Source organism: uncultured Maribacter sp. (genome assembly GCF_947496775.1).
In the GTDB taxonomy this organism is placed as follows: Bacteria; Bacteroidota; Bacteroidia; order Flavobacteriales; family Flavobacteriaceae; genus Maribacter_B.
Genome location: NZ_CANMDU010000005.1, coordinates 219,466 through 234,864, shown reverse-complemented (window position 1 = coordinate 234,864; position 15,399 = coordinate 219,466). Strand labels below are relative to the sequence as shown.

Here is a 15,399-nt window from a genome sequence, read left to right as displayed (position 1 = left end):
AAGAATATGTTTTATTAGCTTAAATACCTCTATACCTTTATTTTTTGGGGAGCTTATTTTCTGGTTTCAAATTAAGGTTTAAAACCCTGCAGTTTATTATAGTTTTTAATAGTATTAAGCTAATGATTTTAAGGGTGTTAGCTTGTGAAGAGTTATTAACCTATGATGCGTTAACTATTCTAAGTATTTAGTCGAACCTCTTTATCACTCTTCTCTTTTATTATTTCAATAATATCTAAATATATTATCTTCAACATAAATAACAAACATACGAGCTGAACTGTTGCGCGTAAATACACAATTAAAATAAAATGAAAGTATTATTTAAACTGCTTATTCTCATTACTGGCTTGTCTTCGTGTAAGAGTGATGCTATTTCTATGGATGTTGAACCGGGAATTATTGAGAATCAAACATTCAATTCCACAGTTTTAATAGATGGGCACGCTTATGATGGAACCATCATTCGGAATTGTATTTTTGAAAACATTGAAGGGGATGGATTGCAAATTAGAGATGTTAATAATTTGTGTATTGAGAATTGTATTTTCAGAGATATCGCAGAAGATGCAATCCGATTTCGAAATAGCGGCTCGTCTAATAACGTAAAGATAATAGACAATCAAATTCATGATATTGAAGAAAATGGGGTTTTAGCGGCTGAAAATCATATTAATACCTTAATTAAAGGAAATACTATTTACAATGTTGCTACTAATAATACTTCAAGTCAATTTGGTGCTCCTCATCACGGTATATATTTTCAAGGATTCAATGTTAGTATTACAGAAAACACTATTTATAATGTGTTAAATGATGGTGGTAACTGTATCAGTATTAGAACCTATGGCGTTATTTCAAAAAACAAGCTTTATCAAGCTACGGATCATGGAATCAGTTACTTCTCTGATCATCCAGGGGATTCAGGACAATTGTTAATTGAGAACAATGTTATTTATGACAATGGAATGCGCGGAATTAACTTAGCAAGTAATGGTAATTCGTCCAATCATATAGGGCATGCTCTGGTTCGTTTTAATACTATTGTTTCGGATTCTAAATCTTCAATTGGAATAAATGATGCTTTAATAGGAGTTGATTTTGATATTATAGGAAATATTGCAATAAGAACAGATGGGGGTACAACTTTTATATATGCAAACTTACCTTATAGTGAGAGTAATAATGTTATTGGATCAAATGATATAGGCTTTATTGATTTTTCTAATAGGGACTTACATATAACTAATTCGTCAGCAGCTACAAATGCAGCTGTTGGTTTAACGGATTTTCCCTTAACCGATTTTGATGGAAACACAAGAGATATAGCATCACTAGATGCAGGAGCATATAAAAATTAAAAAGCACCTAAATTAAAGTAAGGGTGTAAGTGTAAATTATTTCTTCTAAGCAGTAAAATCTATATAGTATTAATGTCTAAGCCCGTTAAATATAAAATTTGGTTTAGTGTTAATCTAAAGCCTAGTGTTTATCACTTTCTTCAGGTTTCTTATAATGAGCGATTTAAGGTTAAAGATTATAAATACAAGCTTGTTGCTCTATATTTATAGGTAATTCAGGTATAAATTTGAATTTTACATTTAACTAGAGCATACGAAAAACTATCTTTGTAAAAATTTTTATTAAAAATGGAGTTAAAGTTAACCAGACCTATTTGTTTTTTCGATTTAGAAACTACAGGTATAAATGTTGCAAAAGATAGAGTAGTAGAGATTTCAATACTTAAAATATTTCCTAATGGAAATAAGGAAAGTAAAACTTGGCTTGTTAATCCAGAAATGACCATCCCAGATCATGTTATAGAGGTGCATGGTATTACTAATGAGAAAGTGGCAAACGAGCCTACATTTAAGGATCTTTCAAAAGATATTTATGCTATGATAAAAGATAGCGATTTAGGAGGTTTTAATTCAGATCGTTTTGATATTCCTTTATTGGCGGAGGAATTGCTGCGAGCAGATATTGATTTTGATATGAAAAATACAGTTTCTGTAGATGTGCAAACTATTTTTCATAAGATGGAGAAAAGAACATTGGAAGCTGCATATAAATTTTATTGTAATAAAGACTTATCCGATGCTCATAGTGCAGCTGCTGATACCAAAGCAACATATGAGGTTTTATTGTCTCAATTAGATAGATACCCAGAATTGGAAAATAATGTAAAAAAACTATCTGAGTTTTCTCAAAGGAAACAATCAGTAGATTTTGCAGGTTTTATTGCTATGGATGAAAATGGAGAAGAAATTTTCTCCTTTGGGAAACATAAAGGAAAAAAAGTGCACGACGTTTTAGATAAAGAGCCGGGTTACTTCGGTTGGATATTAAATGCTGATTTTCCATTGTACACCAAAAAAGTACTTACTCAAATAAAATTAAGCAAGCTAAATAATAAGTTAAGCTAAATATGATGAGGTGTTTTATATTTTTGTTTCTTACGGTTCTTCAACTTCAAGGGCAAGAAATTTTGTTTGAAGGCCACGTGTATGATCATAAAACCAAAGAACCTATTCCATATGTAAATCTTAGTTTTTTAAACACATTAAAAGGAACTTCTACTGATGATAATGGACATTTTTACATAGATGTACAAGAATCTTTTTTGGAAAAACAATTACATATCTCCTCTTTAGGTTATAACGATACTATTGTTACTGCAAAAGATATTTATAAGTCAAAGAAATTTCATTTAGTAGAAGAGTCTTTTGAGTTAGATGAGGTGGTTGTTACACAATCCTTAGGTAACTCAGATGTTTTAAACCCGGTAAGTAGTTACAGTTTAACAAGCGGGTTTTCATCTTCATCAACTCCTTGGGTATTGGCTTTGTATTTTCCAAATATCGGAGCGCAAAAGAAATTTGTAAGTAAAGTCACTGTCTTTTTTCAAAAAGATAAAAACTTTAAACGACCAGCTTCAAAATTTAGATTACGTATCTATGATGTGGATGTAAAAACAAAGAAACCTAATCAGGATGTATTAAGGAAAAGTGTTGTTTTAGAAACTCAGAAAGACAAAGATTACGTGTCTATAGATTTAGAAGCTTTGCATATAAAAATACCTAAACAAGGTGTTTATGTTGGTTTGGAGTGGTTGTTTGTACCTTACAATTGGTATGCAACAACATTGGTACATCCGCTGACAAATAAAAAAGTAGTTGAAGATCGTTTTGCACCAACTTTTGGAGGTGTTTATAATAAGAATCAGAATTATAAAGCCATGGTTTATGGTATGGGGCAATGGACAGATTTTACAGTAAAATCTAAGGACAAAGCTAAAAATTTTATACCAGCAATTAGTTTAAAGGTGTCTAAAGAGTAATTTTTTTGATATGAAAATAATTTGCATTGGCAGAAATTATACTGCGCACATTGAGGAATTGCAAAATGAAAAACCAACAGATCCTGTGGTTTTTATAAAACCAGATTCGGCAGTTTTACCGAAGGAGCAAGATTTTTATATTCCAGAATTTTCCAATGATATTCATTATGAAGTTGAAGTACTGGTGAAAATTAAAAAAGTAGGAAAGCATATTCAGGAAAAGTTTGCGCATAAGTATTATGATGAAATAGGGTTAGGAATAGATTTTACTGCTAGAGATGTACAATCTAAGTTGAAAGAGAAAGGATTGCCTTGGGAAAAAGCAAAAGGTTTTGATGGCGCTGCTGTAATTGGAGAGTGGTTGCCTGTTTCCAATTTTACGAATGTCAACGATATTAATTTTCAATTAATAAAAAATGAAGAAGTGGTGCAAACAGGTAATACAAGTTTGATGCTCTGGAAGATAGATGAGTTAATAGCGTATGTTTCTTCCTATTTTATGCTAAAAAAAGGAGATATTATATTTACAGGAACTCCAGCAGGTGTTGGTAGAATACAACCAAATGATTATCTTACCGGAACATTAGAGGGGAAAAAGCTTTTTTCTTTAAAAATTAAATAATGATATATAGTTTAGATAAGATTAATGAAATGGCAGAAGGAGACGAAGAGTTTATCGTTTCCGTAATTTCTGTTTTTTTAGAAGAAGTACCTGTAGACATAGAAGCATTAGGAGTTGCTTTAGAAGAAATGAATTATAATCAGGTATATAATTTAGCACATAAAATTAAGCCAAATGTAGATTTGTTAGGTATGGAACAAACTAAAGCAGCAGCTTTAGAGATGGAAACATTGGGTAAGAGTGAGGCTAATATGGAGGAGATAAAAAAAATATTTCCAATTCTGCAAAAAGATATTAGCCAGGTGGTTTCCGAACTAAAAAAAGACTTTAATTTATAATGCATGCGGAAATAATTACTATTGGCGATGAAATTCTTATCGGTCAAATAGTAGATACAAATTCTGCTTTTATTGCTAAGGAACTCAACAAAATAGGAGTTTCTGTGTATCAGGTAACATCTATTCAAGATGATAAAGAGCATATTCTTAATGCTTTAAATGAAGCAAGAAGTAGGGCTCAAATTGTTATTGTTACAGGTGGATTAGGTCCTACTAAAGACGATATTACTAAACATACATTTTGTGAATATCTTCAAGACACATTAGTGGAAGATAAAGCAGTTTTACAGCATGTAGAAGGTTTGTTTGCAAAATATTATAAAGACAGGCCAATTAGTCAAATCAATAGAAATCAGGCATTAGTGCCTTCTCGGGCAGAAGTTTTACAGAACGATTTTGGTACAGCCCCGGGAATGTGGATGGTGGATAAAGAAACCGTTTTTGTTTCCCTTCCTGGTGTTCCTTTTGAAATGAAGAACTTAATCACAACCAAAGTAATTCCGAAAATTGTTAAGCAATTTAAAACGCCACATATAATACATAAAACAATTGTAACGTATGGTATTGGAGAAAGTGCTTTAGCGGAGAGGTTAGAGGATTGGGAGTCTAGTTTACCGGACTTTATTAAACTGGCATATCTTCCAAGTCTTGGAAAAGTTCGCTTGCGTTTAAGTGCTAAAGGAGAGGATAAGCAAGTTTTACTAGGAGCTATAGATAAAGAGTGTTCCGAGCTACATGTTTTGATTAATGATGTTGTATATGGTATAGAAGATGAGGAAACTATTGAAGAAATAATCGCCCAGTTATTAACAGATAAAAAACTAACATTAGGAACAGCAGAGAGTTTTACTGGTGGCCAAATAGCAAAAGAAATTACGCAAATACCAGGCGCATCAGCATATTTTAAAGGAAGTATTGTTAGTTACGCTACGGAAGCAAAGACGAATATTTTAGATGTTCCAAAAGCAATTATAGAAAAGCATTCTGTGGTCAGCGCTGCCGTTGTAAAATATATGGCCTCCTCGGCCAAGAAAATATTTAATTCCGATTTTGCAATTGCTACGACAGGTAATGCAGGACCTACTAAAGGAGACTCTGATGCTGAGGTAGGAACGGTGTTTATCGCTATAGCAACACCGAAAGAAGTAATATGTGAAGAATTTATGATGGGAGCTCAACGAGAGCGTGTTGTGCAAAAGTCTGTAAATAAGGCGTTTGAAATGCTTCAAAAAGAAATATTAAAATTCTGAAAAAGAATTTTGCCAGTACCATAAAAAAGATATAAATTTGCACCCTGTTTAAAAGAAAAATTCTGCGCAATGTCAAAAGTTTGTGAAATTACTGGAAAAAGGGCTATGTTTGGGAACAACGTATCGTTCTCAATTAATAAGACCAGAAGAAGATTTAATGTAAACCTTTCCAAGAAAAGATTTTACATTCCTGAAGAAGATCGTTGGGTAACCTTAAAGGTTTCCGCTAAGGCGTTGAAAATTATCAATAAAAAAGGTATTTCGGCTGTTTTGAAAAACGCCAAAGCTAATGGATTAGTTAAGTAATCCTAAAATTCAACAAAAATGGCAAAAAAAGGAAATAGAATTCAGGTTATATTAGAATGTACGGAACATAAAGAATCTGGGCAACCAGGTACTTCTAGGTACATAACTACAAAGAATAAAAAGAATACTCCGGAAAGGATGGAAATTAAAAAATTCAACCCTATCCTTAAGAGAATGACAGTTCATAAAGAAATAAAATAATAAGTCATGGCAAAGAAGACGGTAGCAAGTTTACAAACAAGTTCTAAAAGATTGACTAAAGCCATTAAAATGGTAAAGTCACCTAAGTCAGGAGCATATACTTTTGTAGAATCTGTTATGGCACCAGAATTGGTGAACGAATGGATAGCAAAAAAGTAACTAACTAACTTAAAAGTTTTTTAAAGCCTCTTTCTTACGAAAGAGGCTTTTTAATTTTTTATATTTGAGTAATTATAGTTAAGATATGAGTTTATTTAAGAAAATATTTTCTTCTAAAAAGAAAGAAACATTAGATAAGGGTTTAGAAAAAAGTAAAACTACTTTTTTTTCTAAATTAGGTAAAGCTGTTGCAGGAAAATCTAAGGTAGATGATGATGTTCTGGATAATTTAGAAGAAGTTTTGGTTTCTTCTGATGTAGGGGTAGATACTACATTAAAAATAATTGATAGAATTGAAGCTCGTGTTTCTAAAGACAAATATTTAGGTACAGACGAATTAAATGTAATTTTAAGAGAAGAAATTGCAGGACTATTATCAGAAACTCACTTAGGAGAAGAAACAGAATATAGTATTCCAAAAGATAAAAAGCCATATGTAATCATGGTTGTAGGAGTTAATGGGGCAGGTAAAACTACTACTATTGGAAAACTAGCGCATCAATTTAAAAAACAAGGATTAAAAGTTGTTTTAGGAGCAGCAGATACGTTTAGAGCAGCAGCGATAGACCAGTTGCAGGTTTGGGCAGATAGGGTAGACGTACCAATTGTAAGGCAAGATATGGGAAGTGATCCTGCTTCTGTAGCTTTTGACACCTTAAGTTCAGCAGTAACGCAAGATGCAGATGTGGTTATTATAGATACTGCTGGGCGTTTGCATAATAAGGTGAACTTAATGAATGAGTTAACTAAAGTAAAACGTGTTATGCAAAAAGTTGTAGCCAACACTCCTAATGAAGTACTTTTGGTTTTAGATGGTTCTACTGGACAAAATGCTTTTGAACAAGCTAAGCAGTTTACAAAAGCAACGGAGGTTACTTCTTTAGCAATTACAAAATTAGATGGTACTGCAAAAGGTGGTGTTGTTATAGGTATATCTGATCAATTTAAAATTCCAGTAAAATATATTGGAGTCGGGGAAGGAATAGAGGATTTGCAAGTCTTTAATAAATTTGAATTTGTAGATTCCTTCTTTAATTTAAAGTAGCTTTCCTAAAAGAATACTATAAAAGCCCTTTAAAATAGCATTATTTTAAAGGGCTTTCTTAATATAACTTTTTTACTAACAGCCAACTACTTAATCACAGCATTAATTTTAAGCCATAATTCATTGTCAAAACTAGAAGGGCCTAATTGCATTTCTTCAGCGCTATCTCCACATCGTACAATAACTAAATCTTGGCTTGGAATAATATATATTTTTTGGTCATCTGCACCTAAAGCAGCAAACATATCTTCTGGAGCACTAGGTACTAATGATCCTTGTTTTGCAATTTGCGAGGTAGTGCCCATATAGTTCTCTTTTCCATTAAGCCACCATAAATAACCGTAAGATTTATTTATATCTTGAGAGGTATTTACCATTGCATCATAATAACTTTTACTAATAATGGTTTCTGAGTCCCAAACACCTTCGTTTTCAATTAATAACCCCCAACGTGCCATACTTCTAGTATCACTGGAGTAAAGAGTTAGTAGGGTTAGTTCGTTCCAAGAGCCAGTCATGCCTATTTTATCTCTTATTTTAGAATAGAAGTAGGTGTTAAAATCTATACCTGTAGCATTGGTTACAACATCTTTTAGTTTTGTATATGCACCTTGGTGGTATGCCCATCTAGTGTTCGCATCTGCTTCATAATCAAAACAAGAAGGAGAAGTGCAAATCCATTTTAGAGTTTGCTCTACATAATCATTTAAACCGGTAGACATGCTAAGGTGGTCTTTAACGGTAATTAAATCTTGCTTTTCTTTAGTTAAAGATGACCAATTAGCTCCTAAATAATCAGAAGATTTGTCGGTAATAGATAAAAAGCCTTCCTCTTGTGCTATTCCTATAGTACTAGAAACTAATGTTTTTCCGGCAGAATACCATACCCAGTCCTCATTTTGAGAATGCCCATTAAAATATTTTTCGACAACAATTCTTCCATTTTTAAGGATTATAAATCCTTTAGAATTTTTAGCTTCTAAATAATCATATAAATCTGGCAAGTTTTCCTCCTTCCAGTTTAATTGAGCTGGCGTAATAGTTTCCCAAGTAGTACTACCTATTTCTGGAAAATATATTCCGCTAGGAATTATGTCCTCCTCTGTTTTGTTGTCATTGTCTTTAGAGCAAGATATTATTAATAGACTAATGATTATAACAAAGGTTCTAAAATGTTTTTTCATTTATTTTTTTGGTTTTTATTTAATCTTAGACAATTTAAAATGGTAAAGGTTTAACGTTTTTGGGTAAGAAATCGTATGAAAACAATATTGTTCGTTATGCTTATTGTATTTTTGCGCACTATTTTACCGTTATGAGAACAAAATCACTTAAAAAGAACAAGATCAATGTAGTAACTTTAGGTTGCTCTAAGAATGTATACGACTCGGAGGTGTTAATGGGGCAACTTCGTGCTAATGATAAAGAGGTAGTCCATGAGGAAGAGGGTAACATTGTAGTTATAAACACATGTGGTTTTATTGCAAATGCAAAAGAAGAGAGTGTGAATACTATTCTAGAATTTGTAGAGAAGAAAAATGCAGGAGATGTAGATAAGGTTTTTGTTACTGGGTGTTTAAGTGAAAGATATAAGCCAGACTTACAAAAAGAAATTCCAAATGTAGATGAGTTTTTTGGAACAAGTGAGTTGCCTAGTTTATTAAAAGCTCTAGAGGCAGATTATAAGCATGAGTTAATAGGGGAACGATTAACTACAACACCAAAAAATTACGCTTATTTAAAGATTGCAGAAGGTTGTGATCGTCCTTGTTCTTTTTGTGCTATTCCAATAATGAGAGGAAAGCATAAAAGTACTCCTATTGAAGATTTAGTGGTAGAGGCAGAAAAGTTAGCTGCAAAAGGTGTAAAAGAATTAGTTTTAATAGCTCAGGACCTTACGTATTATGGATTAGATTTATATAAGAAGAGAAACTTAGCTGAGTTGTTAAAAGCGTTAGTAAAGGTTGAAGGAATAGAATGGATTCGTTTACATTATGCATTCCCAACTGGTTTTCCTATGGATGTTTTAGATGTAATGAATGAGGAGCCTAAGGTTTGTAATTATTTAGATATTCCTTTACAGCATATATCAGATTCTGTTTTAAAAAGTATGCGTAGAGGAACTACACATGCTAAAACAACGCAGTTAATTAAAGATTTTAGAGCAGCGGTACCAAATATGACTATAAGAACAACACTCATTGTTGGATACCCGGGAGAGACAGAAGAAGACTTTTTAGAGCTTAAAAATTGGGTAGAAGAAATGCGTTTTGAGCGTTTGGGTTGTTTTACTTATAGTCATGAAGAAAATACACATGCTTATACTTTAGAAGATAATGTTCCTGAGGATGTAAAGCAAGATCGTGCAAACCAAATTATGGAAATACAATCTCAAATTTCATGGGAGTTAAACCAGCAGAAAATTGGAGAAACTTTTCGTTGTATTATTGATCGTAAAGAGGGTAATTATTTTATTGGTAGAACAGAGTTCGATTCTCCAGATGTAGATAATGAAGTGCTTATTGATGCTACAAAATACTATATTAAACATGGTGAATTTGTAGACATAAAAATAAATGAAGCTGCCGATTTTGATTTGTATGGCGAGCCAGTAGAGCAATCAAACTTTATTAGAGAATAAAAAGTGGGTTAATTATTTTTTTAGTTCACCATAAAGATTGCATTTGCAAAAAATAGTTTTCCATTTTCCCAAAAACCTCTAAAAAGAGGATTATCTACCATATATATTATATTGCCATTTTCGTTTTTTTGAACACCATAAATTAGAGTTTGATCAATTCTTTTTTGAGCTTCACTGCCTGCAAAACCAGAAACAGGATGGTTGTTGTTTTTTTCTAAATAAACGACATTGCCGTTGTCTAAATATTCATAAGCATCTTGCCCTAGTTTAAGAGTAAAATAATCTTCATTGTACCCGTAACCCAGCGGGTGTGTAATATCAACTTTAGTTTTGAAAATGGCACCTGTAATAGCGTCTTTCATGCGCTCTCTTTCGTTTTTATCATAAGCTTTAAGGCTAATTGTGCTATCCTTTTTTTCTTCTTTAGTTTTAATGTCGAATCCCTTTTTGTTTGCCAAATTTTTTATGGCTTTTCCCATAACAATAAGGTTACCTCCATTGCTTACCCAATTGGTAATGTCATCTAAAGTTTTTCCTTCTAAAAATTCAGAGTATCCAAAGCCGTCGGGTAAAATTAAAACATCGTACTTAGAAAGGTTAATTCTTTTAAAATAACGATCATCAAGGATGGTTATAGGGTAATCTAATTCTTGTTCAAAAAAGGACCATATTTCACCAAAACGTAATGTAGATGTTGGGTCTCCCGATAACACAGCTATTTTAGGCTTAGAAATCATTTTAACGGAATTAGAACCTAAATCTTTGCCGCTATCCATAAAGCCAGTTTGGGCAGAGGTAATGTTTTTGTTGTATCTTTTCGAAACGGTTTGTAATACAGATAAAAATTCTTTGTTATTACTATTATCTGGTTTTGTAATTATTAAACTTCCTCGTTTATGGTTGGTGTTGTCTAGCGAGAAAGGTTTTTGAGTAAAACGAACTCTAATGTTTTCTTTAAGTAGAGAGGCTAAAAATTTAGCGTCATTAATGCTATTCCAGTCTGTAATGTACGCATAGGCGTTTTTATCTATCGAAATTTCAGCATCTATCTTTCTGTCGGAAGAAGTGCTAGCAATAGTATTGGTTGTAGCAATAGCATCTAATCCATGCGCGTACGGTAGAGACCAAGCGGTTATGTCATAGGTTAAGGAATCGCTTAGTTTTGCATTAGGCTCAAAAAGTACTTTTACAAGTGTTCCTTTTGCTTGGCTTGTAGAAACAATTAAACTGTTTGTGGAACTTTTAAAGTTTCCTGTTTTATTTGTGGAGTACAAATGACCTTTAAGAGTGGCTTCTTTTCCAAAACCATATTCTATATTATGTTGGTCTAGCAGATTGGTTAAAGAATTAATTTTATCTGTATTACCATTTAGAACATAACTTTTGTATTTGTGGTTTTTGTTTTGATAAAATTTCTTGAATTCAGAATTTAATTTTTCAGCATTTTTAGAGGAGACTTCCACTGTAGAAATACCGGTAGTTAAATGGTGATTAAAACGATCTTTTAGAGATAAGGTATCTCCGATGTTAGTTTTAATAGCTAGCCCTGCTCTTCCGCTACCGCCTTGCTCATATGTCATACCAATACTTCCATTATAAATTGGGTAAGTGTCACCGTAGCTTGGGTATAGCAAGTCAAAAAATTCTTTGGTAAAATAAAACCATCCATTAGCATCGAAATACTTTGCATGGTTTTTACCAATGGTAGTTTGGAATTCTCTTTGGAAATTGGTGATGGCTTCATGATATGGTTCCGCAGCAGGAGCAAAGTAATAAGGACTATCTACTCCCTGTTCATGAAAATCTACATGTACATGAGGAAGCCATTTGTTGTAGTATTTTATGCGTTGTTTACTTTCAACTTGCGTTAGCCATGCCCAATCTCTATTTAGGTCGAACATATAGTGATTGCTTCTTCCGTTAATCCATCCTTCATGGTGTTCCTTACTATCGGGGTTAGTAGTTAAATTTTTGTTTTTAAATTGATTGTACCAATTAACATAACGATCTCTGCCATCTGGATTAATACAAGGGTCGATAATAATAATAGTATTATCTAAATATTGTTTTTTGCTTGTAAGCAGTTCATACATTGTTTGCATAGAAACTTCGGTGCTTACACTTTCGTTCCCATGAACGTTATAGCTAAGCCAAACAATTGCTTTGTTAGGGGTACCTTCTCCTGTAAGATTTTTTAAATGCTCTAAACGAATTTGCTCTATGTTTTTTAGGTTAGAAGCAGTGGAGATATAAGCTAAAAGTAAAGGTCTTTGTTCATTGGTTTTTCCGTATTCTATTAGTTTAACGTTCTCTTTTGCATAATTAGCCACATAGGTAAAGTAGTCTACTACTTGATGATGCCTAGAGAACTGAGTTCCTATCTCGTATCCAAGAAAATCAGATGGAGATTTTAATTCTTGCGCAGATAATAAAAAGGGTATGTTAAGAGTAATAAAAAGTAAAAATTTCGTCATTAATTTTTGGCTTTGGTGCATTAAACTCAAATCTAATAAATTTATGGCATATAATTATTTGTGTGGGTATTTAATAGTTATTCTGTATAAAAGCGTAATTAACGTATTTTTAGGAACTCTAAAAAGCAAGAGTTTTATATTTACATAGATTTTAGATTTTATGAATATAGATTATATATCCTTTAAAGAAACTGGTTATTTTTCAAATTTGATGATAGATTATTTAGAACAAAAAAAATCTGTTCAAAATCTATATAATAATTATCCGAGTTTAGAAGGTATAGGGGAGCAAATGTTAGAAAAACGAAACCATTTTTCTAAAGATAAAAGAGAGGTTTTGTGTGCTGCTTTGAAGCAACAATACAAAGGAGTACAAGCATCTGATAAAACGCTAAAGAATATTGATGCATTAAAAGAAGAGAATGTATTTACAGTGGTAACCGGACATCAACTGAATTTATTTACTGGACAATTCTATTTTCTATATAAAATTATATCTACAATAAACCTTGCAAAAGAAATAGAGGGGAATAACCCTGAATGTAAAGTGGTGCCAGTATATTGGATGGCCACAGAAGACCATGATTTTGATGAGATAAACTATTTTAATCTCCACGGAAAAAAAATACAATGGAATAAAGAAGTTTCCGGTGCCGTTGGTAGATTATCTACGGAAGGATTACAAGAAGTATATAAAATTTTGGAACAAGAGTTGGGTGCAAGTAAAAATGCAAAGAAATTAACTTCTTTATTTAAGAAATCTTATTTAGAACATGCAACTCTTACCGATGCTACAAGGTTTTTAGCTAATGAATTGTTTTCGGAATACGGTCTGGTAATTATAGATGGAGATTCGGCGGAATTAAAGAGAGAGTTAATTCCGTTTGTAAAAAAAGATATTTTTGAAAATATTGCTTTCAAAGAAGTGGCCAAAACTATTAAAAATATAAAAGAGCAACCAGAAAAATATAATGTTCAGGTAAACCCCAGAGAGATTAATTATTTTTATTTAAAAGATGCTATACGGGAGCGAATTATAGAAAAGGAAGGTAACTTTTTAATAAATAATACCGAAATAAAGTTCACAAAAGAAGAACTGCTATTAGAGTTAAATGAATTTCCGGAGCGTTTTTCTCCTAATGTAATAGCAAGACCTTTATATCAAGAAGTGATACTGCCTAATCTATGTTACATAGGAGGAGGAGGAGAAATAGCGTATTGGTTAGAACTAAAAAATATGTTTAGTGCTATGCAGGTACCTTTTCCGGTTTTATTGTTAAGAAATTCAGCTTTGTTAATGAATGAAAAGTTGAAAGGGAAAATGGAAAAAATGAATCTTTCTGTACAAGATTTATTTTTAAAGCAGAATAGCTTAATTAATAAAAAGATAAGGGAAATATCAAATATTAGTATCGATTTTTCGGAACAAAGAGCGCATTTAAAGGAGCAATTTTCAGCAATGTATAGTATGGCAGAGCAAACAGATAAGTCTTTTTATGGAGCAGTAAAAGCGCAAGAGTTAAAACAATTAAAAGGACTCGATGTTTTGGAAAAACGACTTTTAAAAGCGCAAAAAGTAAAGTTAAAGGATCATGTTATTAGAATGGCAGATTTGCAAAATGAGCTTTTTCCAAATTTTTCTTTGCAAGAGCGAACAACAAATTTTTCTGAGCTATATGTAGAATACGGATCTAGTTTAATTGTAGATTTAGAAAATGCCCTAAAGCCATTATTAGGCAAATTCACGGTTATAACAATGAATTAATTCTTACAATGCCCGCATTAAATGCATCTCAAAAAAACAAGATTCTAGTACTTTTTAGTGGGCTGGCAATCATTGGTATTAGTTATATGAAATCCGCTTTGGAATTAGAAGATGCGGAGCAAGCATATTATTCGCAATGGTGGCGTTTAACTTATGATGATCAACCTCCATTGTATACTTGGTTTCAAATATTAATTAATAAGTTGTTCGGAGTAAGTAAGTTTTCATTTTCTTTTTTGAGAGCGTTAGTTTTTTGCAGTACCATTTCAGCAGTTTATGTATTTGGTAAGGACTATTTAAAAAGTAAAAACAAAGCAGTATTAGGTGTGTTTTTATTATCTGTTATTCCGGTATATATCGATTTTACGTTTAGACGATTATCGCACACTTCTTTATTGTGCATGGCGCTTGTTTTTAATAAAAGAATAATATGTACTATTGGGGTTGTAAGCGTTTTAGTCTTACCTCATTTTTATGATTTATTTTCGAATATGTATTATTTGGAAGAGTTGCATAAAAGCGTAACTCATAAAACAAGTACTTCGCAGGGAAATGGTATTCCTGTATTATCTTCTATTTTTGTAATTGCAAAAAGTTTTGTTAACCTAGTACTTCCTTTGTGTGTGTTTTTAGGTTTTCTTTTTTGGAAGAAGATTATAGTTTTTGACGGAAAAAATAATCAAAGCTGGTTAAAACAGACCTTCGTTTCTCAGGTAATAATTTTGGCGTTCGTTTTTGTGGGAATGAAAATATACAAAGTAGAAACTAGATGGCTTTTGCCTCTTTTTATTCCTTATGTAGTTCTTATTATTTCTTTATTGCAAATAAATTTAATGAAGCAATGCTTAAAATATGGATTTATATTTTTTGTTTTTGTGGTGGTTGTTCAAACAGTAAGAACACCTATAGAAAAAATAGTTGGAATTTCTTCTTCAGTTCATTTTGGTTTTAGTGAAATTTCGGACGATTTAAAGGTTGAGTTTGCAGATAAGCAATGGGTTCTTCCGGATGTTACCTTTGCAGGTAATATTCGTTTTTTAAACCCAGAAAAAGAAGTTTTATCATTGGATGATTTTACCTTGCCGAAATCCCTGGAGAAAGAAGGAAACAGGATTGTAGTTTGTTTGGATTCCGACTCTTTAGTTGTTGCAAGCCCAGTAATACACCAAATTAAAGGTTTTGGAAAAGAAAAAGAAAACCTAAGTTTTTTCTTAGATTAAATTAGGGACTGAAATTTTCTTGTTTGCCCATGGAATGG

15 protein-coding genes are annotated in these 15,399 nt (G+C 32.2%); 13 read left to right on the top strand and 2 right to left on the bottom strand.

Annotation, left to right across the window (positions count from 1 at the left end; translation table 11 throughout):
• The first annotated feature begins 311 nt into the window (after positions 1–311).
• The 10 genes from Q0856_RS10530 to ftsY all read left to right on the top strand — a co-directional run bounded on the left by Q0856_RS10530 (position 312) and on the right by ftsY (position 7,261).
• A complete protein-coding gene (locus Q0856_RS10530) occupies positions 312–1,361 on the top strand; it encodes a right-handed parallel beta-helix repeat-containing protein (protein WP_298504780.1) in 1,050 nt (349 codons plus the stop codon).
• Between the two features lie 288 nt (positions 1,362–1,649).
• Complete coding sequence (locus Q0856_RS10525; protein ID WP_298480927.1) at positions 1,650–2,426, top strand: 3'-5' exonuclease; 777 nt, start codon at positions 1,650–1,652, stop codon at positions 2,424–2,426.
• Between the two features lie 2 nt (positions 2,427–2,428).
• Complete coding sequence (locus Q0856_RS10520) at positions 2,429–3,340, top strand: carboxypeptidase-like regulatory domain-containing protein (RefSeq protein WP_298504777.1); 912 nt, start codon at positions 2,429–2,431, stop codon at positions 3,338–3,340.
• A 10-nt stretch (positions 3,341–3,350) separates the two neighbouring features.
• On the top strand, positions 3,351–3,962 hold the full coding sequence (locus Q0856_RS10515; RefSeq protein ID WP_298504774.1) for a fumarylacetoacetate hydrolase family protein: 612 nt from the start codon (positions 3,351–3,353) through the stop codon (positions 3,960–3,962).
• On the top strand, positions 3,962–4,300 hold the full coding sequence (locus tag Q0856_RS10510; RefSeq protein WP_298480933.1) for an Hpt domain-containing protein: 339 nt from the start codon (positions 3,962–3,964) through the stop codon (positions 4,298–4,300). The genes Q0856_RS10515 and Q0856_RS10510 overlap by 1 nt, the downstream gene beginning before the upstream one ends.
• Complete coding sequence (locus tag Q0856_RS10505; protein ID WP_298504771.1) at positions 4,300–5,550, top strand: competence/damage-inducible protein A; 1,251 nt, start codon at positions 4,300–4,302, stop codon at positions 5,548–5,550. Before Q0856_RS10510 ends, Q0856_RS10505 begins: the two co-directional genes overlap by 1 nt.
• Before the next feature lie 69 nt (positions 5,551–5,619).
• On the top strand, positions 5,620–5,856 hold the full coding sequence (rpmB, locus tag Q0856_RS10500) for a 50S ribosomal protein L28 (RefSeq protein WP_298480937.1): 237 nt from the start codon (positions 5,620–5,622) through the stop codon (positions 5,854–5,856).
• Between the two features lie 18 nt (positions 5,857–5,874).
• Positions 5,875–6,057, top strand: a complete 183-nt coding sequence (gene rpmG, locus Q0856_RS10495; RefSeq protein ID WP_099574372.1) for a 50S ribosomal protein L33 — start codon at positions 5,875–5,877, stop codon at positions 6,055–6,057.
• Positions 6,058–6,063: 6 nt separating this feature from the next.
• Complete coding sequence (locus tag Q0856_RS10490) at positions 6,064–6,216, top strand: DUF4295 domain-containing protein (RefSeq protein WP_298480944.1); 153 nt, start codon at positions 6,064–6,066, stop codon at positions 6,214–6,216.
• An 85-nt stretch (positions 6,217–6,301) separates the two neighbouring features.
• Entirely contained in the window at positions 6,302–7,261 is a 960-nt protein-coding gene (gene ftsY / locus Q0856_RS10485; protein ID WP_298487229.1) for a signal recognition particle-docking protein FtsY, read from the top strand.
• An 86-nt stretch (positions 7,262–7,347) separates the two neighbouring features.
• Here the strand turns inward: ftsY and Q0856_RS10480 are convergent, their stop codons facing one another.
• A complete protein-coding gene (locus tag Q0856_RS10480) occupies positions 7,348–8,445 on the bottom strand; it encodes a serine hydrolase (RefSeq protein WP_298504768.1) in 1,098 nt (365 codons plus the stop codon).
• Positions 8,446–8,576: 131 nt separating this feature from the next.
• Between Q0856_RS10480 and rimO the strand changes: the two genes are divergently transcribed.
• On the top strand, positions 8,577–9,902 hold the full coding sequence (rimO, locus tag Q0856_RS10475) for a 30S ribosomal protein S12 methylthiotransferase RimO (RefSeq protein WP_298504765.1): 1,326 nt from the start codon (positions 8,577–8,579) through the stop codon (positions 9,900–9,902).
• A 20-nt stretch (positions 9,903–9,922) separates the two neighbouring features.
• Here rimO and Q0856_RS10470 read toward each other — a convergent pair whose 3' ends face one another.
• Complete coding sequence (locus tag Q0856_RS10470; RefSeq protein WP_298504762.1) at positions 9,923–12,376, bottom strand: M14 family metallopeptidase; 2,454 nt, start codon at positions 12,374–12,376, stop codon at positions 9,923–9,925.
• 160 nt (positions 12,377–12,536) lie between these two features.
• Here Q0856_RS10470 and bshC point away from each other — a divergent pair, with 160 nt between their 5' ends.
• Together bshC and Q0856_RS10460 are read left to right on the top strand one after the other, a co-directional pair.
• Complete coding sequence (gene bshC / locus Q0856_RS10465) at positions 12,537–14,141, top strand: bacillithiol biosynthesis cysteine-adding enzyme BshC (RefSeq protein WP_298504759.1); 1,605 nt, start codon at positions 12,537–12,539, stop codon at positions 14,139–14,141.
• An 8-nt stretch (positions 14,142–14,149) separates the two neighbouring features.
• The gene (locus Q0856_RS10460) at positions 14,150–15,361 is read left to right on the top strand and encodes a glycosyltransferase family 39 protein (RefSeq protein ID WP_298504757.1); all 1,212 of its coding nucleotides are present in this window, start codon (positions 14,150–14,152) and stop codon (positions 15,359–15,361) included.
• The last annotated feature ends 38 nt before the right edge of the window (positions 15,362–15,399 follow it).

Excerpts from the sequence above, each read along its gene's own strand:
- Q0856_RS10470 (WP_298504762.1), bottom strand. The coding sequence starts at position 12,376 with ATGACGAAATTTTTACTTTTTATTACTCTTAACATACCCTTTTTATTA.
- Q0856_RS10520 (WP_298504777.1), top strand. The coding sequence starts at position 2,429 with ATGATGAGGTGTTTTATATTTTTGTTTCTTACGGTTCTTCAACTTCAA.
- Q0856_RS10480 (WP_298504768.1), bottom strand. The coding sequence starts at position 8,445 with ATGAAAAAACATTTTAGAACCTTTGTTATAATCATTAGTCTATTAATA.
- rpmG (WP_099574372.1), top strand. The coding sequence starts at position 5,875 with ATGGCAAAAAAAGGAAATAGAATTCAGGTTATATTAGAATGTACGGAA.
- bshC (WP_298504759.1), top strand. The coding sequence starts at position 12,537 with ATGAATATAGATTATATATCCTTTAAAGAAACTGGTTATTTTTCAAAT.
- Q0856_RS10530 (WP_298504780.1), top strand. The coding sequence starts at position 312 with ATGAAAGTATTATTTAAACTGCTTATTCTCATTACTGGCTTGTCTTCG.
- Q0856_RS10490 (WP_298480944.1), top strand. The coding sequence starts at position 6,064 with ATGGCAAAGAAGACGGTAGCAAGTTTACAAACAAGTTCTAAAAGATTG.
- Q0856_RS10510 (WP_298480933.1), top strand. The coding sequence starts at position 3,962 with ATGATATATAGTTTAGATAAGATTAATGAAATGGCAGAAGGAGACGAA.
- ftsY (WP_298487229.1), top strand. The coding sequence starts at position 6,302 with ATGAGTTTATTTAAGAAAATATTTTCTTCTAAAAAGAAAGAAACATTA.
- Q0856_RS10525 (WP_298480927.1), top strand. The coding sequence starts at position 1,650 with ATGGAGTTAAAGTTAACCAGACCTATTTGTTTTTTCGATTTAGAAACT.
- rimO (WP_298504765.1), top strand. The coding sequence starts at position 8,577 with ATGAGAACAAAATCACTTAAAAAGAACAAGATCAATGTAGTAACTTTA.
- Q0856_RS10515 (WP_298504774.1), top strand. The coding sequence starts at position 3,351 with ATGAAAATAATTTGCATTGGCAGAAATTATACTGCGCACATTGAGGAA.
- Q0856_RS10460 (WP_298504757.1), top strand. The coding sequence starts at position 14,150 with ATGCCCGCATTAAATGCATCTCAAAAAAACAAGATTCTAGTACTTTTT.
- Q0856_RS10505 (WP_298504771.1), top strand. The coding sequence starts at position 4,300 with ATGCATGCGGAAATAATTACTATTGGCGATGAAATTCTTATCGGTCAA.
- rpmB (WP_298480937.1), top strand. The coding sequence starts at position 5,620 with ATGTCAAAAGTTTGTGAAATTACTGGAAAAAGGGCTATGTTTGGGAAC.